The organism is Xenorhabdus sp. SGI246, assembly GCF_040838225.1.
Classification (GTDB): Bacteria; Pseudomonadota; Gammaproteobacteria; order Enterobacterales; family Enterobacteriaceae; genus Xenorhabdus; species Xenorhabdus indica.
The window spans coordinates 1-22,273 of record NZ_JBFPEZ010000076.1 but is presented as its reverse complement, the minus strand read 5'-3'; the positions used below and the strand labels follow the sequence as shown (position 1 = coordinate 22,273).

The 22,273-nt window shown below is 36.9% G+C and carries 14 protein-coding genes, 2 tRNA genes and 1 pseudogene; 7 read left to right on the top strand and 10 right to left on the bottom strand.

Annotated elements, in window-relative coordinates; genetic code table 11:
• Positions 1–296 precede the first annotated feature (296 nt).
• From ABLA85_RS16145 to ABLA85_RS16135, 3 genes are all read left to right on the top strand, one after another.
• Complete coding sequence (locus ABLA85_RS16145) at positions 297–1,379, top strand: glycosyltransferase (protein ID WP_367965396.1); 1,083 nt, start codon at positions 297–299, stop codon at positions 1,377–1,379.
• Positions 1,380–1,429: 50 nt separating this feature from the next.
• A complete protein-coding gene (locus tag ABLA85_RS16140; protein ID WP_367965395.1) occupies positions 1,430–2,179 on the top strand; it encodes a glycosyltransferase family 25 protein in 750 nt (249 codons plus the stop codon).
• A gap of 573 nt (positions 2,180–2,752) precedes the next feature.
• Positions 2,753–3,346, top strand: coding sequence for a lytic polysaccharide monooxygenase (locus ABLA85_RS16135; protein ID WP_367965394.1), 594 nt, complete (start codon positions 2,753–2,755; stop codon positions 3,344–3,346).
• A gap of 160 nt (positions 3,347–3,506) precedes the next feature.
• Here the strand turns inward: ABLA85_RS16135 and ABLA85_RS16130 are convergent, their stop codons facing one another.
• The 7 genes from ABLA85_RS16130 to ubiG all read right to left on the bottom strand — a co-directional run bounded on the left by ABLA85_RS16130 (position 3,507) and on the right by ubiG (position 11,679).
• Positions 3,507–3,941 (bottom strand): lysozyme, encoded by a 435-nt coding sequence (locus tag ABLA85_RS16130; protein ID WP_367965393.1) that lies wholly within the window; start codon positions 3,939–3,941, stop codon positions 3,507–3,509.
• Positions 3,942–4,605: 664 nt separating this feature from the next.
• Positions 4,606–4,806, bottom strand: coding sequence for a hypothetical protein (locus ABLA85_RS16125; protein WP_367965392.1), 201 nt, complete (start codon positions 4,804–4,806; stop codon positions 4,606–4,608).
• 827 nt (positions 4,807–5,633) lie between these two features.
• Positions 5,634–6,404 carry an N-acetylmuramoyl-L-alanine amidase gene (locus ABLA85_RS16120; RefSeq protein ID WP_367965391.1) on the bottom strand — a complete coding sequence of 257 codons (771 nt, stop codon included), beginning with the start codon at positions 6,402–6,404 and terminating at the stop codon, positions 5,634–5,636.
• 478 nt (positions 6,405–6,882) lie between these two features.
• Positions 6,883–7,149 carry a class I ribonucleotide reductase maintenance protein YfaE gene (gene yfaE, locus ABLA85_RS16115; RefSeq protein WP_099135702.1) on the bottom strand — a complete coding sequence of 89 codons (267 nt, stop codon included), beginning with the start codon at positions 7,147–7,149 and terminating at the stop codon, positions 6,883–6,885.
• 1 nt (position 7,150) lies between these two features.
• Positions 7,151–8,281 (bottom strand): class Ia ribonucleoside-diphosphate reductase subunit beta, encoded by a 1,131-nt coding sequence (gene nrdB, locus ABLA85_RS16110; RefSeq protein WP_367965390.1) that lies wholly within the window; start codon positions 8,279–8,281, stop codon positions 7,151–7,153.
• A gap of 12 nt (positions 8,282–8,293) precedes the next feature.
• Complete coding sequence (nrdA, locus tag ABLA85_RS16105) at positions 8,294–10,585, bottom strand: class 1a ribonucleoside-diphosphate reductase subunit alpha (RefSeq protein WP_367965389.1); 2,292 nt, start codon at positions 10,583–10,585, stop codon at positions 8,294–8,296.
• A gap of 359 nt (positions 10,586–10,944) precedes the next feature.
• Complete coding sequence (gene ubiG, locus ABLA85_RS16100) at positions 10,945–11,679, bottom strand: bifunctional 2-polyprenyl-6-hydroxyphenol methylase/3-demethylubiquinol 3-O-methyltransferase UbiG (RefSeq protein WP_367965388.1); 735 nt, start codon at positions 11,677–11,679, stop codon at positions 10,945–10,947.
• Positions 11,680–11,858: 179 nt separating this feature from the next.
• Here ubiG and gyrA point away from each other — a divergent pair, with 179 nt between their 5' ends.
• Both gyrA and rcsC read left to right on the top strand, forming a co-directional pair.
• On the top strand, positions 11,859–14,498 hold the full coding sequence (gyrA, locus tag ABLA85_RS16095) for a DNA topoisomerase (ATP-hydrolyzing) subunit A (RefSeq protein WP_367965387.1): 2,640 nt from the start codon (positions 11,859–11,861) through the stop codon (positions 14,496–14,498).
• A 238-nt stretch (positions 14,499–14,736) separates the two neighbouring features.
• The gene (rcsC, locus tag ABLA85_RS16090; protein WP_367965386.1) at positions 14,737–17,643 is read left to right on the top strand and encodes a two-component system sensor histidine kinase RcsC; all 2,907 of its coding nucleotides are present in this window, start codon (positions 14,737–14,739) and stop codon (positions 17,641–17,643) included.
• Positions 17,644–17,715: 72 nt separating this feature from the next.
• Here the strand turns inward: rcsC and rcsB are convergent, their stop codons facing one another.
• Both rcsB and rcsD read right to left on the bottom strand, forming a co-directional pair.
• Entirely contained in the window at positions 17,716–18,366 is a 651-nt protein-coding gene (rcsB, locus tag ABLA85_RS16085; RefSeq protein ID WP_038261116.1) for a response regulator transcription factor RcsB, read from the bottom strand.
• Between the two features lie 8 nt (positions 18,367–18,374).
• On the bottom strand, positions 18,375–21,074 hold the full coding sequence (gene rcsD, locus ABLA85_RS16080; protein WP_367965385.1) for a phosphotransferase RcsD: 2,700 nt from the start codon (positions 21,072–21,074) through the stop codon (positions 18,375–18,377).
• Between the two features lie 212 nt (positions 21,075–21,286).
• Between rcsD and ABLA85_RS16075 the strand changes: the two genes are divergently transcribed.
• Positions 21,287–21,374, top strand: a tRNA-Ser gene (locus ABLA85_RS16075).
• Between the two features lie 6 nt (positions 21,375–21,380).
• Positions 21,381–21,456 (top strand) — tRNA-Thr (locus ABLA85_RS16070).
• Between the two features lie 14 nt (positions 21,457–21,470).
• Here ABLA85_RS16070 and ABLA85_RS16065 read toward each other — a convergent pair.
• Positions 21,471–22,193 (bottom strand): annotated as a pseudogene (locus tag ABLA85_RS16065) (site-specific integrase); the annotation flags it as partial.
• Positions 22,194–22,273: the final 80 nt, after the last annotated feature.

Below are 22,273 nucleotides of genomic sequence, written 5' to 3'. Positions count from 1 at the left end.
TTTCTTAAGCGAGCGGTATTAACCTGTTAGGGTTGGTTTTTTTATAGGTGGGATTTATTAAAAAAATATCTAATTATTCACTTTTACTAACCAATTTTCGTACCATAACAGAATATCGGAAATAAGGTGATCTCCGATTCCATTAATGAAAATGAAGTCAATAAGCACGCCAAGCTACTCTGTTGATGAAGTAGGAGCATCAAATTTGATTGTTTGAACAGAATATGGATAGATACCTACAAACACAGTAATGTATACTCCTTACAATAGTACATGTTTAACTTGTTGAGATGAAAATGAATCCGAAAAAAATTTTTATTACCGGATATAATGTAGGCGGGTTCGGTGGAATGGAAACTGTTTTCAATAGTTTTCATAGAATAATGTCATCATCTAAAGATGGTTATGATATATTATTCGTATTTTTTGAGGATAATTTTAAAAATCCTAACGATCAATGGCTTGGTGAGAAAAAATTCATTCGAATTAAATCGAATATTAGAAACACAAAATTAAGAAGAATACATTTTGCATATGAATTTTCAAAGTTAATATCAGAACATAAACCGGAACACATAATTTCTTACGATTCTTTAACATGTTACATATCACTATGGGCAAGAAGATTTTGTTTTAAAAATACGAAAATTTTTTCTTGGCACCATTTCACATTGCATGGACTCTATAAGATAGAATATACATTATTAGCAGATAAACACTTATCCATAAGCTCAGGAATTACCAAACAGCTTTACGATATGGGAGCCAAGCCCAATACAGTGTATACTATTTATAATCCTATCACGCCAAAATATGAAATAATCAGTCGTTCAGAAAATGAATATTCTTTTTTATATTTAGGCAGAATCAATTTCGATGGACAAAAGAATTTAAAAGAATTATTTTTTTCACTTTCTAAAATAAAAGGAAATTGGTTATTAAATATTGTTGGCTCAGGAGATATCCAAGAAATTGATAAACTAAAAGGGCTAGCACATAATCTTAAAATTGAGGATAAAATTAAATGGCATGGATGGCAACAAAATCCCTGGAAATATATAATAGAAAATATTAAAAATGTAACCTGTTTATTGCTAACTTCATCTTATGAAGGTTTTGGAATGGTGCTATGCGAAGCAATATCCTATGGAATATATGTGATTAGCTCTGATTGTCAAACAGGGCCATCTGATATAATTAAAGATGGTATAAATGGAGAATTATATCCTTTAAATAATATAGATACTTTATCTAATAAATTGCAAGCAATTGTAAATGGAAAGCAACTTCCTGATTATTCAACCATAAAAGAATCCATAACTGAATTTTATGATGATAAATATTATGACAGAGTTATCTCTGCATTAAATAAGGTATAAAAAAGTATCATTCATGTAACCAATAATATTATCAATGGTGATAGTGAGCTATGAAGATTTTCGTTATTAATCTGAAGAGTGAATCAGAACGTAGATTAGCCATGCAACAACAGGCTGACAGACTGAATTTAAATATCGAGTTTATAGACGCTGTATACGGTTCTGACTTGTCAGATACTTATCTTTCTGAAATAGTATATGATTATCCTGGATGCAAATTAACCAAAGGAGAAATAGGTTGCTCACTAAGTCATTTGCTTATTTATAAGAAAATAGTAGATGAGAATATCCAACATGCACTAATACTGGAAGATGATGCAATATTATCTCAAGATCTAAAAAATGCATTAAACGAAATAAAGTTGATTGACTGTGTGAGAAAACCAAATGTCTTTCTGCTATCACCACCAGAAAGTTATATAAAGAATATTAAATTAAAATCAAGAAAATATGACATTCATTATATTTATGAAGCATCTGGAGCTTATGGTTATGTAATAAACAACAAATCAGCCAGACAATTAATCAGAAGAATGTCTCCACTAAAATGGGAATGCGATATGTGGGGAGTTTTTAGAATGCAAAGAATTGTTAACGTGTACTGCTTATTACCTTCCATGGTGTTTAATGGAGATTCCAACAGTGTTTCTTCAACTTTACATAAAGAGAGAATTAAACAAAAAAAGCTCAGAGAGAACTATCGTCACTTATTAAAGAAAAAAGAACCTCATTATCAGATTAATAGGTTAAGGGATTTGCTTTTAAAAAAATTATTCTACCGAATAGAAAAATTTATCTAAATACAAATAGAAGGCCTAATCCGGCTTTCTATTATGTTCATATCTTCTATATATATTAATCGTTCATCCAAATCTTTCCCATTAATCATGCCGAATTTTGGCAATAAGCATTTCCTGCCATCAGCACTAAAATCAACACTATTATTACAACTTAATTCATATTTAATTGATTTCTGGAAAATATAAGCGTTTTTTATATTGTGTATTTTGCTATTCCGATTTTATTTTACTGGTTTTTAATCAAATCTTTAATTATTTCCCCACGTATTCTCATTTTCTTCTTATTCCGCTCTTTCCCCCTCCTTGTTTCAGAAAGGAAATTTTACCTATCCGCATTAAAATATATTATAGATAAGTCAAAACATTTCCCATATGATTCTTATAAAATTACTTAGAGTCTCTTTCTGTTATACTTCTATCATAATTTAAGTATTTATAACTTAATAATTTTACTATAAACATTTGTATGTCATTATGTCAGATTAATTAAATTCATAAAATCTACTTAATATAATAAATATTAGTAAATTTACTTATTTTACAGTCAAGTACGGAAAAACAGGAAATTCAATCATGAACATTAAAAAGTCATTATTTTTAGTGGGATTGACGGCCTTATGTACAATCCCATTATCTGCTAATGCTGAAACCCAAAGTCGCCATGGATATATAGAGAGCCCTCCAAGTAGGGCTCTTCTATGCAAAAAAGGTATCAATAAAAATTGTGGGCCTGTCATGTATGAACCACAATCTGTTGAAGGTCCAAAGGGCTTTCCTAAAGCCGGGCCTCCTGATGGTCAAGTTGCCAGTGCAGGTGTTGGGCAGTTTAAGCAACTCAATGAACAAAGCAAAAATCGTTGGCATCATGTCCCTATCAACAAAGGCGAAAATGTATTTAAGTGGCACTTAACTGCGCAGCATAGCACAACTTCATGGCAGTTCTTTATTACTAAACCTAATTGGGATCCTAATAAGCCTCTTACTCGTGCACAATTTGATCTCACCCCTTTTTGTTCACAAGAGGATAATGGAAAACGCCCATCAAAAGAAGTTAATATAACGTGTGAAGTACCAGAACGCTCAGGATACCATGTTATTCTTGGTATCTGGACAATCGATGATACAGCTAATGCTTTCTATCAAGTTATTGATACTTATATAAAATAATATTGGTAAATAGCAATTATGTGCTGGTATTTTGCCAGCACATGCTAGTGACTGAAGTGAATATCAGGTTAATTCATCGATAAATTATGTTGGTTAATAAAATGTTATATTGCAAAGTTGACATCATTATTTATCATGTCTGCTATTCTTGGTAAGAAATTTATGATAAAAACATTTCTTGTTCAGATTTTCTACGAGCAAGTAAGGCAGATAGTTTATTCCCGTTAGCTTTATCCCATTTCAGAAATTCCTGTGCAGCTTCTTGATAATCACCTTGATTCAATTTTTTCAATAGTGTCGAATGAATAAAGTTTCCAATTCCCACGTTAAAGATAAGCGAACATAAAGCATCAAATTGCCCTTGTGTTAAAGGCACTTTAACATATTGTCCTAATACATCATAAATAGGATTTAAATCTTCACGCAACAGTGCCTCTGCTTGTTGTTTTGTGATCATTTGCCCTGGCTCTACTCCATTTGTGTGTCCATAACCAATTGTCCAAGGCTTCCCCCCAGTAGCAGGATCAGGATATGCTTTTAATCTCAATCCTTCATAACTTTTTATCTTATTGATGCCATTTTCACTTATCTCCATAAGCTATCTCCACTAGTGTGGCTTATTATCACACCCTATGGACAAAGTATAGACAACAAAAAAATTCCTACGGCCATATCACAATACGAACAATAAAAAACAGGAAGATAGACTATACACCCCTTCCCTAATTAATAAAAATATCTTTATTTTCAATAGAATAAAGAACACTTCAAAATTTTTTTAAAAATTAAAAAAATAATTTAATAAATACCTTGACTCTTTTCATTTTGAGCATAAAATGCCTCACAGAATCTAGATTTTCGTGAAGTAAATCACAATTTATAATTCTCAAGGAAAATCATCATGAAATCTGTAAAATCTTTCTTCACTAATGTACATTGCGTCGTCATTCGTCTATCAACAAAACGCTTTATGTAAAAGCTGTGTTAGCACAGAGAAGGCAAGCCAGTCCAAACACAATAACTGGCTTTTTTATTAACCTTGTCTGGATATTAGCCAACTTGCACAGAGCTTTCGTTATTTGGTATTTCCTAAATATCCTGAACTATACAACAACAAATGAGTATATTCCTTCAAAAAATATAGGGATTCAACCAGCCGAAGTCAGTATAACTGATATAGGATAAAAATAATTAAGTTGATAGATTTGATAATATATTTTAATAAATCATTATGGTATAAATAATCCTTTTGATATTATTTACGACTGTTTAACACAATATTCTAAAGATAAGATATAAGCACCTTTTATGCCAGGAATGTTTATTTTTGAAATGAAAAACTCATTTTTACCTGGCCTAAAATACCCTAATCCATGACCTTTTCCACCGTATATTAAGGTATTCTCACCTATCTCTAAAATTTCTTTTTTATTTAATATTCCAAATTGGGTTATAGGCATTAAACAACAATGACAGCCAACAGTCTCCCCATTTTAAGCTCCTGACAATCTTTGTACCAAACAGTCTTTGTAATGAATAGCAAAAAACAGATAAAAAAAACTTATTCCATTAATCAAATATAAGTTACCTAATGGAAAACATTTAGATTAGATGAACATTCATCAAAGAGCAAGGTAGAAACCAAATCACCAGAAAAATATAATAGATTGAAAAAAATAATTTTAACTTCAAACAAACTGTCTAAGAAAAAAAATAGTGAAATTATCTCCCTTCAAAAAGCATAATAATACAATTAATTATCGCTTATAAAATATTCTAACTACCACTTTTATACAATAAAATACAGTAATATATGTGATTAAGGTAGAAAATTTCACCTGAGATAAATCTTATTTTACAAACCAACCCATCTTATACAATAAAATTTAGTAAAAAAATTAAACTTACCGAGACTCTGTAATTTAAATGAAAATTTAATCATCTTAATATCACTATTCAGTTTAATTTCATAGGAAAAATATAACTTCTTTTAATTAATAAATACTAACAAAAAAATCCCCTGATAATACACTGTAAAACACTTATCTTTTCTATTTTCCAGTTTATCGCTTTACTGGCTTCACTACTTACTCTTTACCGCTCTTCCTCGGTCATATAATTATCTACATTCTTTCAGAGCCATTCATTTACCATTAGCTGCACCTTAAAACTCATCGAGAATGTATTTAACAAAGGCTAATTATCAGGGTGTTAATTATAGTTATTATTTATATTTTAGCTGGTTAGATATAGTCTTATCCTCCCCCACCAATAATAATATGTATTACTATTCCTTATTGAAATATTTCTCAACTAGAGCATATATAATTGCGATAGTTTCTATATCTGGGCTCCCATCATAGTTTGATTGACGGAAGTGCATTTGAAATGCTTTAACCAAGCTTTGATATCCATCATTTTCATTTGCTCCAGAAATATCATAACCATACTGGCTGAATTTCTTTAAAATCTGATCTTTCCCTGGGAAAGATTGCTCAAACTCTTCAATATATTTTTGTTTAGTCTCTTCGTCATACCATGCACCAACCCCTGCTTCATATAATTCTTTCCAGGGAAAAGCAGGGCCTGGATCACTTTTCCTACCCACAGCAATATCAGAATGCCCGATAATGTGAGTTGGAGTAATATCTGGATATCGTTGCAGTATATTAATTGCCAGCTCTTTAATTGCATTCACCTGATCCGGATGATATGGTGGGAAGGTCATGACACCGCAATCATCACTGGCTTCATTAACAACTTCAATACCAATAGCTGTATCATTCAAATTGTTTCGGCCTGACCAGCTACTAATTCCCGCATGCCAGGCTCTTTCAATTTCATCAACCAAATTAAATATACGTATTCCCTTGAACCCTGCTTCTTTATATGTTTGATCATCTGGGTTAGGTACTAAATAATGCACACTAACTGATTCTCCTGTTAATGCCTCAATAGATTTCTTGAAATTTAAGGCAGTATAATGTATCACTAAAAATCGAGGACGTCGGTTAAAACCTTTAATTGAACGGTACGAATTATAATCAATTTTATACATAGTTATGCTCCTTACATTTTTTTAGCTTATCTTATAGATTATATTGAGTAAATTATATTTATCTTTTATTTTCCAGAATTTCTATAAATAGCTATTTAAAATCTATAACATACTTATATTCAGTCAATATTCACTAAAATAGTGAAAATCACTTTTCTGATATATACAACAGGGGATTCAAGAGGTAATACAGCAGCAAAGGAATGAGTCCAAAGGTATATAGATAATTATATACTTGATACCAGATCAGGTAGGAAGAATCAATAAAAAAGCAAATTAAAATTATGAAAAAATTGATGTTCTGAGTGGGTAACCACTCAATTTTTTTCTTATTAGATCAGAAAGATAAAAGAATAAATAAGTGAACATATCAACTTATCCCTCTGATATGTTCACAATTAAAAACAGGCTTGATATTACAAAGCAGAAAGGAGCAATAATCCTGTCCGTTGGGTAATAATTGTCATCCAACGATGAATTACAGCTCAATTTCGATATCAGAAAGGGGATAGCAACTACAAGGTAAGATTTCACCATCATTAACGAATGCCAACGGCTTACAAGGATACCCTACCTTCCCTTTCACTAGTCTTACCCGACAGGAACCACAGTACCCCTCACGGCACTGATATTCAGTCTGAACTTTGCCTTGTTCTAACGCTTCCAACAAATTACTGTGTAAACTGGAAGAATAATAGAGAGATAATCCCTGCCCGGACGGCAGGGTAACTTTGTAATCAGCCATATCAGAGTTCGAAACCGCTGAGATCCTCAGTATTGACTTCCGAATCAATCTGACCGACCAAATAAGAGCTGACTTCGACTTCCTGTGGAGCCACCTGAACGTTATCAGAAACCAACCACGAATTAATCCAAGGAATTGGATTCGAGCGTGTTTCAAATGGCAACTTTAAGCCCACAGCCTGCATGCGAATATTGGTAATATATTCAACATACTGGCACAAAATATCTTTATTCAGACCAATCATGGAGCCATCTTTGAAAAGATAATCCGCCCACTCTTTCTCCTGCTCTGCCGCCTGCACAAACAAGTCATAACATTGCTGTTCACATTCTTGCGCAATTTCTGCCATTTCAGGATCATCCTGACCAGAACGCAGCAAGTTCAACATGTGCTGAGTACCTGTCAAATGCAAGGCTTCATCACGGGCGATTAATTTAATTATCTTCGCATTTCCTTCCATCAATTCACGTTCAGCAAAAGCAAATGAACATGCAAAGCTGACATAGAAACGAATGGCTTCCAATGCGTTAACACTCATCAAACACAAATAAAGCTGTTTTTTTAGCGCACGCAAACTAACTGTTACTTCTTGACCAGCAACGCTATACGTACCTTCACCTAACTGATGATAGTAGTTGGTCATTTCAATCAGATCGTCGTAATACTTCGAAATGTCTTTCGCACGCTTCAAGATCTGCTCATTTGCCACGATATCGTCAAATATCACCGCAGGATCATTAACAATGTTACGGATAATATGCGTATAGGAGCGCGAATGGATTGTCTCTGAAAACGACCATGTTTCAACCCACGTTTCTAATTCAGGAATTGAAATCAATGGTAGAAATGCTACATTCGGGCTACGCCCCTGAATAGAATCCAGTAATGTCTGGTATTTCAGGTTACTGATAAAAATATGCTTTTCATGATCTGGCAACCCATTGAAATCAATGCGGTCACGAGATACATCAACTTCTTCTGGGCGCCAGAAAAACGAGAGCTGTTTTTCGATCAGCTTTTCAAAAATAGGATACTTTTGCTGATCATAACGCGCTACGTTCACAGACTGGCCGAAAAACATCGGCTCCTGTAATTGATCATTTTTTACTTGTGAAAAAGTGGTATAGGACATAGTTTCCTCAAATCAAATTTTACACGCGCCGCCTTCACAATCGGTATCAGCAGATTCAACAACTTCTTCCAAATCATCCTGAACATCTTCCGCACCATCACGGGTGTTGTGGTAATACAGTGTCTTCACACCATATTTGTAGGCGAGCAGTAAATCTTTCAGCAATTGTTTCATCGGAACTTTGCCATTAGGGAAACGCGCCGGATCATAGTTAGTATTAGCAGAAATTGATTGATCAATAAATTTCTGCATGATCCCCACCAATTGCAGATAACCATCAATGCTAGGCATTTGCCACAGTAATTCGTAAGACCTTTTCAAGCGATTATATTCCGGTACAACCTGGCGCAAGATACCATCTTTTGATGCTTTAACACTCACGTAGCCTCGCGGTGGCTCAATACCATTGGTCGCATTGGAAATCTGCGAGGATGTTTCTGAAGGCATCAGTGCTGATAAAGTTGAGTTACGCAGACCGTATTGCAAAATATCGCTACGTAATGCTTCCCAATTCATATGCAACGGTTCGCTGGTTAATGCATCCAGTGATTTTTTATACGTATCGATCGGCAGGATACCCTGCGAATAAGTAGTTTCACTAAACCACGGACATGCTCCCTGCTCTTTAGCCAGCGTATTAGAAGCTTTCAGCAAATAGTACTGAATGGCTTCAAATGTTCTGTGAGTCAGGTTATTGGCACTACCGTCAGAATAACGAACACCGTTTTTCGCCAGATAGTAAGCAAAGTTAATTACACCAATGCCTAGTGTACGACGCCCCATTGAACCCTGCTTGGCAGCAACAATCGGATAGTCCTGATAATCCAGCAGAGAGTCCAGTGCACGGACAGCCAAATCTGCCAATCCTTCCAACTCATCCAGATTTTTAATAGCGCCAAGGTTGAAAGCAGACAACGTACACAGCGCAATTTCGCCGTTTTCATCGTTAATATCGTTCAATGGTTTGGTTGGCAGTGCAATTTCCAAACACAGGTTAGATTGACGAACAGGTGCAATAGCCGGATCAAATGGGCTATGTGTATTACAATGGTCAACATTTTGGATATAAATACGTCCAGTTGAAGCACGCTCCTGCATCATCAAAGAGAACAGATCTACTGCCTTGACGCGCTGTTTACGAATATTGTTGTCATTTTCATACAGAGTATACAGACGCTCAAATTCATCCTGATCAGCAAAGAAAGCATCATACAAGCCAGGTACATCAGACGGACTGAACAGAGAAATTTCCTGCCCTTTGATCAAACGCTCATACATGAGTTTGTTGATCTGCACACCATAATCCATATGGCGAACACGGTTACCTTCAACACCACGGTTGTTTTTCAGTACCAACAAGCTTTCTACTTCCAGATGCCACAGTGGATAGAACAACGTCGCAGCACCACCACGTACGCCCCCCTGAGAACAGGATTTCACTGCTGTCTGGAAATGCTTATAAAATGGAATACAGCCAGTATGGAAAGCTTCTCCACCACGGATTGGACTGCCCATTGCGCGAATACGACCAGCATTCACACCAATACCCGCACGTTGAGAAACATATTTGACAATCGCACTGGATGTTGCATTGATAGAATCAAGGCTATCGCCACATTCAATCAGAACACAGGAACTGAATTGGCGGGTTGGTGTACGGACCCCTGCCATGATTGGTGTTGGTAACGAAATTTTAAAAGTAGAAACCGCATCATAGAAACGGCGAATGTAACCCAGGCGCGTTTCTTTCGGATAAGTGGAAAACAGGCATGCCGCAACTAAAATGTATAGGAACTGAGCGCTTTCATAAATTTCGCCAGTTACACGGTTTTGTACCAGATATTTTCCTTCAAGCTGTTTAACCGCTGCATAGGAAAAATCCATATCACGCAGATGGTCAATAAAACTGTTCATTTGCTCGAATTCTTCTTTGGAGTAGTCTGCGAGCAAATGTTTGTCATATTTACCTAACTCAACCATACTTACAACATGGTCGTATAACGCAGGTGGCTCAAACTGACCGTAAGCCTTTTTGCGCAGGTTAAAAATGGCTAAACGAGCGGCCAGATACTGATAATCCGGAGCATCACTTGAAATCAGGTCTGCCGCGGCTTTGATCATGGTTTCATGAATATCAGATGTCTTAATGCCATCATAAAATTGAATCTGGGAACGCAGTTCTACTTGTGACACTGAGACATTTTTCAGACCTTCAGCAGCCCAGGTGACAACCCGGTGAATTTTATCAAGATCAATTTGTTCTTTATGTCCATCACGCTTGGTTACTAGCAGACTCTGGTTCATGAGGAAATACACCTTCTCTTTTCGTATTTCACCTATAATTGCCTTTCCTGATCGTTGATAGCACGAGGCCCTCAAGATGACTGAAAATCCGTTGGGAGCTAGTAGCAGTGAAACGTCCAGAAACACAATATATAGGGGGTGAATAAAACTGTAATAACAAGATAATGTTAATTTCGCGTTTTATCAAGTGCACAAGATCAGGAAGTTTTGTGGATAACTTGAGGATTAATTTTGCCGAAAAGCCGATAACCTGCGTAGTTACTTGATGTTACTTTCGCAAATCTATCGGCGAAAACCTCAAAATAAAATCTTAAAAATAAGATCTATTTGTTGCTTTATTAATCCCTTAATTGATTCTGTTAGGCTGATCGGGTATGAAGCATGTAGTTCACATCCACATTGTGTCCAAGGCGGAATTTATCTGTTAACGGATTGTAATGTAACCCGATAATATGTTGATCTTTCAGCGAGGTTTTATCCAGCCAGCCAATCAGCTCTGAAGGGCGAATAAATTTTTTCGCATCGTGCGTCCCTCTTGGCACCATATTTAAAATATACTCTGCACCGATGACAGCAATTAACCAAGCTTTTCGATTGCGGTTAATGGTTGAAAAAAAGACATGACCATCAGGTTTAACTAACTTGGCACACGCACGAACAACAGATTCTGGATCTGGTACATGCTCAAGCATTTCCATGCAGGTTACTACATCATAGGAATGTGGATGTTGCTCAGCATGGCTTTCTACCGTTTCCTGCACATATTTAACTGATATACCAGATTCCAACGCATGCAGCCGGGCAACTTGTAGTGGCTCAAACCCCATGTCCAAACCGGTCACATCCGCACCTTCACAAGCCATACTTTCCGATAGGATCCCACCACCGCATCCAACATCTAATACTTTCTTACCGAAAAGACCCTCTGCTCGTTGCAGAATGTAGTTCAAACGCAATGGATTAATGCGATGCAATGGTTTAAATTCGCCGTCAAGATCCCACCATCGAGAAGCAACGGCTTCAAATTTTTCGATTTCCTGTTGATCCACATTGGCGTGTGATTGAATGAGTGAATCGGGGGTTTTAGCGTTCATCAGCAATATCGCTCCTAGAGGCTGGTTCACAGAAAATGTAACAGTATTATGGGGATGTGTGATAAGAAACTATTATACACATCTTAATCCTGAAATACCCGCATCTGGTTTTTATAAAACTGTCAATTTGTGGTATAATTCTAAGCCTTTGAATTCGGAGTATGAGGGACAGTGGCTCCATGAGCGACATTGCCAGAGAAATCACCCCGGTCAATATCGAAGAAGAGCTGAAAAGCTCGTATCTGGATTATGCGATGTCCGTTATTGTTGGACGTGCACTGCCAGATGTTCGAGATGGACTGAAGCCAGTACATCGCCGTGTACTTTTTGCGATGAATGTATTGGGAAATGATTGGAATAAACCCTATAAAAAATCTGCCCGCGTTGTTGGGGATGTGATTGGTAAATACCATCCACATGGCGACACCGCTGTTTATGACACGATTGTACGTCTGGCACAGCCATTCTCCATGCGTTACATGCTGGTTGACGGCCAGGGAAACTTCGGGTCAGTTGATGGTGATTCTGCGGCTGCGATGCGTTATACCGAAGTACGTATGGCAAAAGTAGCCCATGAATTGCTGGCAGACTTAGAAAAAGAAACTGTTGATTTTGTGCCTAACTACGATGGTACAGAGCAAATTCCCGATGTAATGCCAACCCGTATTCCTAACTTACTTGTGAACGGTTCATCAGGGATAGCGGTCGGCATGGCGACTAATATTCCACCTCATAATATATCTGAGGTAATTGATGGCTGTCTGGCCTATATTGATGATGAAAACATCAGTATTGAAGGCCTGATGGAATATATCCCTGGGCCTGATTTCCCAACAGCGGCCATTATTAATGGACGGCGCGGTATTCAGGAAGCCTACCGTACTGGTCGCGGTAAAATTTATATCCGGGCTCGTGCAGAAATAGAGACTGATGAAAAAAATGGCCGTGAAACCATTATCGTCAGTGAAATCCCTTATCAAGTAAATAAAGCGCGCCTGATCGAAAAAATCGCTGAACTGGTGAAGGAAAAGCGTATTGAAGGGATCAGTGCATTACGTGACGAATCCGATAAAGATGGTATGCGTATCGTTATCGAAGTGAAACGCGATGCTGTTGGTGAGGTTGTCCTGAATAACTTGTATTCACTCACCCAATTGCAGGTTTCATTCGGTATCAATATGGTTGCTCTACATCAAGGACAACCTAAGCTACTTAACTTGAAAGATATTCTTTCTGCATTTGTCAGCCACCGCCGCGAAGTTGTCACTCGCAGAACAATTTTTGAATTGCGTAAAGCGCGCGACCGCGCTCATATCCTTGAGGCTCTGGCTATTGCACTGGCGAATATCGATCCTGTGATCGAACTGATCCGTCAGGCTCCAACGCCTGCTGAAGCTAAAGCAAGCCTCATTTCTCAAGCATGGGAATTAGGCAATGTCGCAGCAATGCTGGCGCAGGCTGGTGATAATGCTGCACGTCCTGAATGGTTGGAATCAGAATTTGGTATTCATAACGGTAAGTATTATCTGACCGAACAGCAGGCACAGGCCATTTTGGATCTGCGTTTACAGAAATTAACAGGCCTGGAGCATGAAAAACTGCTCGACGAATATCGTGAACTGTTGAAAGTCATTGCTGAACTATTGTTCATTCTGGAAAGCCCGGAACGTTTGCTGGAAGTCATTCGGGAAGAGTTACTTGCTATCAAAGAACAGTACAAAGATAAACGTCGTACTGAATTGACTGAGAATTCCGCAGATATCAATATCGAAGACCTGATCAATCAGGAAGATGTTGTGGTAACACTATCCCATCAGGGTTACGTGAAATACCAGCCATTGTCTGATTACGAAGCACAACGCCGTGGCGGTAAAGGTAAATCAGCAGCGCGTATCAAAGAAGAGGATTTTATTGAACGTCTGTTGGTCGCCAATACCCACGACACTATTCTTTGCTTCTCCAATAAAGGCAAAATGTACTGGCTGAAAGTTTATCAACTGCCAGAAACCAGCCGTGGTGCCCGTGGCCGACCTATAGTTAACCTGCTGCCATTGGAACAAGACGAACGTATTACGGCCATTCTGCCTGTTCGTGAATATGAAGAAGGATTAAACATATTCATGGCGACGGCAAGTGGAGTTGTCAAGAAGACTAAACTCAGCGAGTTCAGTCGTCCGCGTAGTGCCGGTATCATTGCCGTTAATCTGAATGAAGGAGATGAGCTGATCGGCGTTGACCTCACTGATGGCAGCAACGAAGTTATGCTATTCTCTGCACAGGGTAAAGTTGTCCGCTTCCTTGAAGAAGAGGAAGAGACACTGGAAGATGGTACGGTTCGGATGAAAGGCGTTCGTGCCATGGGGCGTACTGCAACCGGGGTCCGTGGTATCAAACTGGCGGAAGGAGATAAAGTTGTTTCCTTGATCATCCCTCGTGGAGAAGGTCAAATCCTGACAGTCACCGAAAATGGTTATGGAAAACGTACTGCCCAAAAAGAGTACCCAACGAAGTCTCGTGCAACCCAAGGCGTTATTTCCATCAAAGTCAGTGAACGTAACGGTAACGTGATTGGCGCAATTCAGGTTGAACCAACTGACCAAATCATGATGATTACTGATGCGGGAACACTGGTGCGTACTCGTGTTTCTGAAGTCAGTACTGTCGGACGTAATACTCAAGGGGTCATCTTGATCCGCACGGCAGATGATGAAAAAGTCGTGGGTTTGCAGCGGGTTGCTGAACCTGATGATGAAGAGGATGGCAATATAACAGCCTCTTCCATTGATGAAGGAAGTAATGAATCAGAAGGTCAGGAATAATATTCACCTTTTCCTGATTCATCCATAAAATTATACTCAATAAATTTCGGATTGCAGCCAATAAAGCTGCAAATCTGAAAAATCCACAAAGTATTAAAAAAGCAGGCATCAAAATGCCTGCTTTTTTGTGCCATTTTTTCAAAGAATGCCAGGTAAAAAATGCTGCTTTGTATTCCCTGCTACACTAGTATATGCTGTTAACAGTTATTATTAATCACGTTTTTTATCAGGCGACCTCTTGAGATATCTATCTTCATTCCGAACATCACTAAAGATATCCCGTTACCTTTTTCGGGTGCTTGGTGTTATGTTATGGGCATTAGGTGCCTTATTAACCAGTTTTTATCTGGCAAATCTTTTTAATAAAGCTAAATCAGACATCCGTCAAGAATATAATTCTGACTACGATATAATGTTCTCTTACATACGGGAAACGACTAATACCTTACACGACCTTCAATATATGGCAGAGAAATATTTATCAGAAGAGAATAAAAAAACTCTGACTATTAATCCACCATATAATAACTCACAATTTTTGTATACGCCTCTGAATATGAACTCAAATTGTGAACTACTACGTAATAAACCTTATAATTATTTACATGGGTTAAATGATCTGTTTTTTTTCTGGAAAAATAATGTTGTGATGCCACAGGGAGTAAATCAAATTTTTTTGGTAGACGTCCAAAGTATGTGCATGGTGAATTTTCCAATTCGTGGTGCGATAACAGAGCCTGATACACTAAAAAAGATGGTTTATGAAAATTACCGCCAGTTAGTATTCCTGCAACAACAGGGAAAAGAACAGAATATCTATTGGCTTGCGATGGGTACAACCCCAGACAGAGGTAGCTTTTATATTCTTTCCCCTATTTATAGCAATGGAAAAATGGTTGCAATGATAGGTGTCGAACAAGCTATCAAGCTGGAAAACTTTTTACAAAGACCTAATACAGATGCAACAATAACATTACTTAATCAGCATAATAAGCCTGTGTTATATTATCCTTTTAAAAATGATAATAAATCTTATCCCGTAAGTTACAATATGCAGATCCCTTACTTTGGCTATGATGAAGATTATAGTCACTTAGTGTTAAAGAGGCGTTTGGCTCCATCATCATTCAGTATTATTTATTCCTTGCCTCTAAAAAATATTTTTGATGAGTTCAAGTTAAAAATTATTAACAGCCTTGTCTTAAATACTATCTCTGCAATTCTGATCTTTTCTTTCATTTGGTTGTTCGAACGTAAAATGTTTTCTCCTGCTGAAAATAATGCTCTTCGCCTTGAAGAACACGAACAATTCAACCATAAAATCGTTGCCTCTGCTCCTGTTGGCATTAGTATTTTACGGATCAGTGATGGTGCTAATATCCTGAGTAATGAACTTGCGCATAACTATACTCGAATGCTGACGCTCGAAGATCAAAAACGTATCATTGATATCATTTGTGATAAAACCAGCAGCTATATTGATATTGTTACTAGTAATAATAATCATCTACAAATTAGCTTCGTACATTCGCGCTATCGCAATGAGGAAGTGGCAATCTGTGTTCTGGTTGATATCAGTACCCGGGCTAAGATGGAAAAATCACTCCAAGAAATGGCTTCAGCCGCAGAACAAGCCAACCAGGCAAAATCAATGTTTCTGGCAACCGTTAGCCATGAATTGAGAACACCACTATATGGCATCATTGGAAATCTGGAATTATTGCAATCTTATCCATTAGCATCAGAAGCTGCGCGCTTATTATCAACAATGAATAACTCCTCATCACTCTTGTTGAAAATCATTAGCGATATTCTCGATTTTTCTAAAATAGAATCTAACCAACTTAAAATTGATGTTAAAGAGTTTAGCTGTAAAGAGGTCGTATCGCATGTAATCTCAAACTATCTTCCTCTTATAACGAAAAAAAATCTGGGATTCTACTGTTACATCGATCCAGATGTTCCTGATTATATGAATAACGACCCGGTAAGATTACAACAAATTATTTCTAATCTACTAAATAATGCCATTAAGTTTACAGAAACTGGCTGTATTACCATATCCATTACAGTGAGACATGGTTATCTGTATATCAGTATTAAAGATACAGGATTAGGAATCGAACATAAATTACAAGAGCAATTGTTCGAACCATTTTTTCAGACCAGTGCCAATAAAGAGAATGCATCACAAGGTACAGGGCTAGGTTTAGCGATTTGTGAAAAACTAATTAATCTGATGGATGGTGATATTGAATTTGTATCCCAACAATACGTTGGTAGCATTTTTTCTATCCGGCTTCCTTTATATAATGCAAAATACGATAAGGAAAAATATCATGCTAACACATTTTCTCCAAACCATACTCAACAGAAAATTATATTGGCTGTTCGTAATGATTGTTTAGAAGAATACCTATATAATCTTCTGACAAGAGCACACTTTCAAATTACTACGTTTAATGAAAGTCAAATCGACGGTACTGAATTATTAATCAGTGACCAGCCTATTGAACTGGATCTTGTCGTTCGTGATTTTATTGAAATATCAGAGAGCCATATTGGTTCACCAGAAAAAATTCAAAGTAACTACTGGTTACATAACACTTACCAAATCAGTGATCTTGTTTATTTTATTGATGATTTATTATCCAATAATAATCATTCACTCCAACCCACCGTTTCGACAAACTCTATCAAAACAGATGATAGATTAAATTCAATTAAAGTCTTAGTTGTTGATGATCATCCCATCAATCGTCATTTATTGGTCGAACAATTAAATTCACTAGGATTCAAAACAGAAATGGCCAATGATGGTATTGATGCGATTGAACATCTGGAAAATAATACAACTGATATTATTCTGACAGATGTTAATATGCCAAATATGGATGGATATGAATTCACAAAATACTTAAGAAATAAAGGGTATAATAAACCAATTATTGGTGTCACAGCTAATGCAATGGCGGAAGAAAGACAACATTGTGTGGATGTCGGTATGGATTATTGTCTATTGAAACCTGTATCCCTAACAAAACTGAAGGATACATTAATAGAATATTTACCTGAAAGATACCAAGCTGTAGTTCATCAACAAGGAAAAGAGTCTCTAAATTCTATAACCAATTGGATTAGATAATAGTGCTTATTTTATAATATAAGATCGGTAATCTTAATCACCGATCTTACACTCAGAAAAGATAACTATTGGTTATTTAATCACATCATTATCAATAGTGACTGAAGATAAATAATTAAGTAATGCAATATCGTTATCAACTCCCAGTTTGATCATCGCTGATTTTTTCTGGCTACTAATGGTTTTTATACTGCGATTAAGCTTCTTAGCAATATCTGTAACGAGAAGGCCTTCAGCAAATAAACGCAGCACTTCACTCTCTTTCGGGGATAAACGTTTATCTCCATAACCGTTAGCATTAACTTTCTCCAACAATTTGGAAACACTTTCAGGTGTAAATTTCTTCCCTTTTTGCAGTGCAGTAAGTGCCTTAGGTAAATCTGTTGGTGCTCCCTGCTTTAACACAATCCCCTCAATATCAAGTTCAAGTACTGCACTTAAAATAGCCGGATTATTATTCATCGTAAGAACGATGATAGCCAGTGTCGGATAATGGCGTTTAATATATTTTATCAGGGTGATGCCATCACCATATTTGTCGCCGGGCATTGACAAATCCGTTATGAGAACATCTGCTTCTATATGTGGCAAACTATTAATCAGTGTAGTCGAATTTTCAAACTCACCGACAACATTAATCCACTCAATTTGTTCAAGTGACTTGCGGATGCCAAATAAAACAATGGGATGGTCATCAGCAATAATGACATTAAGGTTATTCATATTATTGGTTACCTTGGCTGCAACAGCTTTGTGACAAAGGAATCAATACGGCTGATGCTACTTTTGATTTCTACTTCATTATTGTCTGCTATGTGTTGTTCCAACGCCTCACAGGATGATTTGAGCAATTTAAAGTCTAACATAGCAAACGCACCCTTAAGGCGGTGTACCGTTTGCGAAAGTGATATCAAGTCATATTGTTCCATATCAGTATACAGTTTAGTAATATCCATCGGTACTGTCTCTACAAATAATTTCCTATAATTACTGCCTACTAACTGTGTTTGATAACTTTTGAGGGTATTACAAATATTACTATCGACATTCTCAACAAGATCACATTCTTGTTCCGGACTCCCGTAAACCTCTTCGGATTCAACTAAACTGAAATCTTCTTCAATCAGTAACGATATCGCATTGATAACAGCACCCGCAAAATTGTAATTACACTGAACCAAACTAGGTCTCATCTTCTTAAACCCTATCAAATTACCTACTAATAATATAGTTGGCTTTTCTACTTTGTACTGTTTGTCAGTAAGAATGATATCGTATTCTTCCGTAACACTCTCTATACTCTTGTCAGAATATATTGCACCATAATTATCAAGATGATTATGGATTATTTTTTTAATTTCGGGATTGCTGATATCGATTAGTGCTATAACACCTTCCAATAGCTGAGGGGTTTCAGCATGTTCACCGTATTGAGGAAGAGGTAAACTAACAATATAATGTGTCCCTAATCCCTGCTTACTTTTAATTTCAAAACTCCCACCCATTTTTTGGCACAATTGGTTACATAAATAAAAAACTAATCCAGAGTTTGTATAATATTTATCTTCTGCCAATTTATTCAAGAAAGGATAATTTAAATTGTCAAGTTCTTTATTACTAAGACCCGAACCACTGTCAATTAACTCAATTTGTATATGATTATCGTACTTACCAGAACTATTGACAATAAGAGATATTTTACCATAACTGGTTGTCGTGATAGCATAATTTAATAATAGCAAAACTATTTTATTTAATGCTATTCCGTCGCCAGAAAACACTGACTCATGAGAAATATTAAAATGATAATAAATCCTCAAACCTTTAGAGTTTAGTGTTGGCAGCGATAATTTCAATATATTCTCCAATTGTGAAGATAAAGAAAATACTTCATTAGTGGGTTGCCAGTCACCAGATTCTAACTCACTGAGCAAAGAAATATTTTCAATCCACTCTGTGATGAATTCTGATTTAAGCAGTAACTTATCCAGTAAGCCATACTTATTTTCATCTTGTGATATATTTTTCAATTGAATAGCTATATCACTCAACTCTTGAATCGGCTTTTTTATTTCAGAATTAATATTCTGCAACATTGAACGTCTGGCGTACACATTTTTATCATATTCTCGCTGAGCAAGTTGTAACCGCTTATTGAACATTACTTCTTGATCTCTATCCTGCAATAAGAATAGATAAGTTTCTGGCAATAAATGACTGCTATACATTTTTACTTCGTAAACCGCATCTTCAATAGATGTCTGAATGACGCCATTATGTTGTTCTGCCATGACTTTAACTTTGTCCAAGTCAAGATAAGGCATCAGTTTCTCTGCAATCTTATTACTACTGATCAACCGATTTGACATAAAATCGTAAACTAATAATCCAATAGGAATATTAGAAATAATATCATTCCCCAGAGAATCTTTGATTTTTAGCTCTTGATCCATTGATGCATTAGGCGTGATATATCGACGACGGATATAAAGTAATCCACTGAATGAAAATAGTAAGAAAATCAATATCGAGAGTAATAACCAAATATTTCTGATCAAGAAATCCACAATAAGTGCTTTTAGAGGAACCTGATATACCAATTTATACTGCATAATATTAAGTGGTTGAGAAAATTCCAGCCAAAAACCGGTTAACGAAACATCAACTTTATCCGTCTTCTCAATCTCATATTCGTTATTCGGATACAACCGAAAATTTGCTGGCAACATATCAACCGACAAAAGATTATTAATAGGTAAATCAAAGGCAATAACCGTAGTTAATTGTCCTGGTGAATTGAACACAGCTTTATAAGTATAGTAATAAACATTCTCACCACGTAATACGTGAATGGAAGAAATACTTTCCTTTTCATCCAATGTTATTGATTGTGCCAACATTTCAGAACGCTTAATGTCAGAAGTTAAAGTCAGATAACTTTCTTTGAACCTGATTTCCGGTTTTAAAATAGGATGTGTAGTCACCAATAGTAAGTTGTTATCCTTCCCATTGAGATAATACATGGATTCATATTCATTACGTGATCCCCAGAGAATTTCAAGATAGTTAGATAACCTCTGAGCCAGTTGAACACTTGAATCGTTGTAGCGACCAAAAACAATTGCATCGATATTTTTGTTATGACTTTCCAGCCAATAAATATTGGGGCGCAATTCTAACGGTGAAGCAACCTCCTGTGAGGAGGATGGCTGATTATTAGACTGTTCGAAGATACGACCAGCATGATAACGATAATCTTCGATCTGCAATCGCATCTTGGCCGTTACACTACTGATAGCATATTTTTTCTCCGTCAGCCAACTATCAAAATAGTTATACCCGAATAAAAATAGAGAAGTAAAAAGCAAAATAATAAACAGCGCGTAAAAACGGGGAATGACAGATGGCTTAATAGATGCTTGTTTATACATTCTTTGGATGGCTGCCTTTAATGTGGATATAATTGTGGTTAATCTTAAATCAATTCGAAGTTAACTAATTTATTGAACTGTGATAATACTAGCAGGTTAGCGGATAAAAAGGCCATTAGCGTTCGAAGATTGAGCAAGCAGTAAAAAAATCATAATTTTTTCTTTTTAAGGGCTAGACACATACCAGAGATATAGGCATAATCTCGCGCCATGGAAGGATGGCCGAGCGGTCGAAGGCAGCGGTCTTGAAAACCGCCGATGGGAAACCATCCTAGAGTTCGAATCTCTATCCTTCCGCCAAATTTCGCCGGCTTAGCTCAGTTGGTAGAGCAACTGACTTGTAATCAGTAGGTCACCAGTTCGACTCCGGTAGCCGGCACCATATAAAACAATGAGTTACTCAGTATTCCCCACCACTGAGAGATGTGAGTGGGACATATTTGGGACCTCATCGTAAAATAGAGCATCAATTTGTTTTGCATGCTCCGTCAAGTGGGAAGGTGCTAGATGCGCATATCGACGCACCATCTCAATTGACTCCCAACCGCCCATTTCCTGTAACACCGATAACGGCGTTCCCTTTTGAATTAACCAACTCGCCCAGGTGTGACGCAAATCATGAAAGCGAAAATTGTCTATCCCTGCCCTTTTCAATGCCGTTCTGAATGATGTGTTAGAATCCACTCGCATTTTTCTCACTGTTGGTGTCATGGTTCCATCCGATCTGTTCTTTGCCTTAGTGTGAACAAACACATACTTATGGTGATTCCCTATCTGCTGCCTAAGAGTTCGACAAGCCGTTTCGTTCAGCGCAACACCTAATGCTTTCCCTGATTTGGTTTGATCTGGATGTATCCAGGCAACTTTTCTTTGCATGTCTATCTGCGACCATTCAAGATTAACAATATTTGACCGACGCAAACCGGTAGCCAAAGCAAAAGTAACGACAGACTTTAAAGGCTCACTGCATTCATCAATCAAACGTTTTGCTTCATGTGGCTCAAGCCAGCGAATTCTGTTATTCTTTGGTTTTGGAACTTTGATATTTGGCGCTTTATCTAGATATTTCCAATCACGTTCCGCCGAACGCAATAGAGATTTGATAAATGCCAGATTGCTGCCTTTGTTGCCCTTCTAAGTGTCAAGTGGTTATTTGCCTGCTGTTGATCTGCCGATTTTGGTCATGAATCCAATAGTTA

Bases quoted from the DNA above. Each gene is read 5' to 3' on its own strand.
- ABLA85_RS16145 (WP_367965396.1), top strand. From the start codon at position 297: ATGAATCCGAAAAAAATTTTTATTACCGGATATAATGTAGGCGGGTTC.
- ABLA85_RS16140 (WP_367965395.1), top strand. From the start codon at position 1,430: ATGAAGATTTTCGTTATTAATCTGAAGAGTGAATCAGAACGTAGATTA.
- ABLA85_RS16135 (WP_367965394.1), top strand. From the start codon at position 2,753: ATGAACATTAAAAAGTCATTATTTTTAGTGGGATTGACGGCCTTATGT.
- ABLA85_RS16130 (WP_367965393.1), bottom strand. From the start codon at position 3,941: ATGGAGATAAGTGAAAATGGCATCAATAAGATAAAAAGTTATGAAGGA.
- ABLA85_RS16125 (WP_367965392.1), bottom strand. From the start codon at position 4,806: ATGCCTATAACCCAATTTGGAATATTAAATAAAAAAGAAATTTTAGAG.
- ABLA85_RS16120 (WP_367965391.1), bottom strand. From the start codon at position 6,404: ATGTATAAAATTGATTATAATTCGTACCGTTCAATTAAAGGTTTTAAC.
- yfaE (WP_099135702.1), bottom strand. From the start codon at position 7,149: ATGGCTGATTACAAAGTTACCCTGCCGTCCGGGCAGGGATTATCTCTC.
- nrdB (WP_367965390.1), bottom strand. From the start codon at position 8,281: ATGTCCTATACCACTTTTTCACAAGTAAAAAATGATCAATTACAGGAG.
- nrdA (WP_367965389.1), bottom strand. From the start codon at position 10,585: ATGAACCAGAGTCTGCTAGTAACCAAGCGTGATGGACATAAAGAACAA.
- ubiG (WP_367965388.1), bottom strand. From the start codon at position 11,679: ATGAACGCTAAAACCCCCGATTCACTCATTCAATCACACGCCAATGTG.
- gyrA (WP_367965387.1), top strand. From the start codon at position 11,859: ATGAGCGACATTGCCAGAGAAATCACCCCGGTCAATATCGAAGAAGAG.
- rcsB (WP_038261116.1), bottom strand. From the start codon at position 18,366: ATGAATAACCTTAATGTCATTATTGCTGATGACCATCCCATTGTTTTA.
- rcsD (WP_367965385.1), bottom strand. From the start codon at position 21,074: ATGTATAAACAAGCATCTATTAAGCCATCTGTCATTCCCCGTTTTTAC.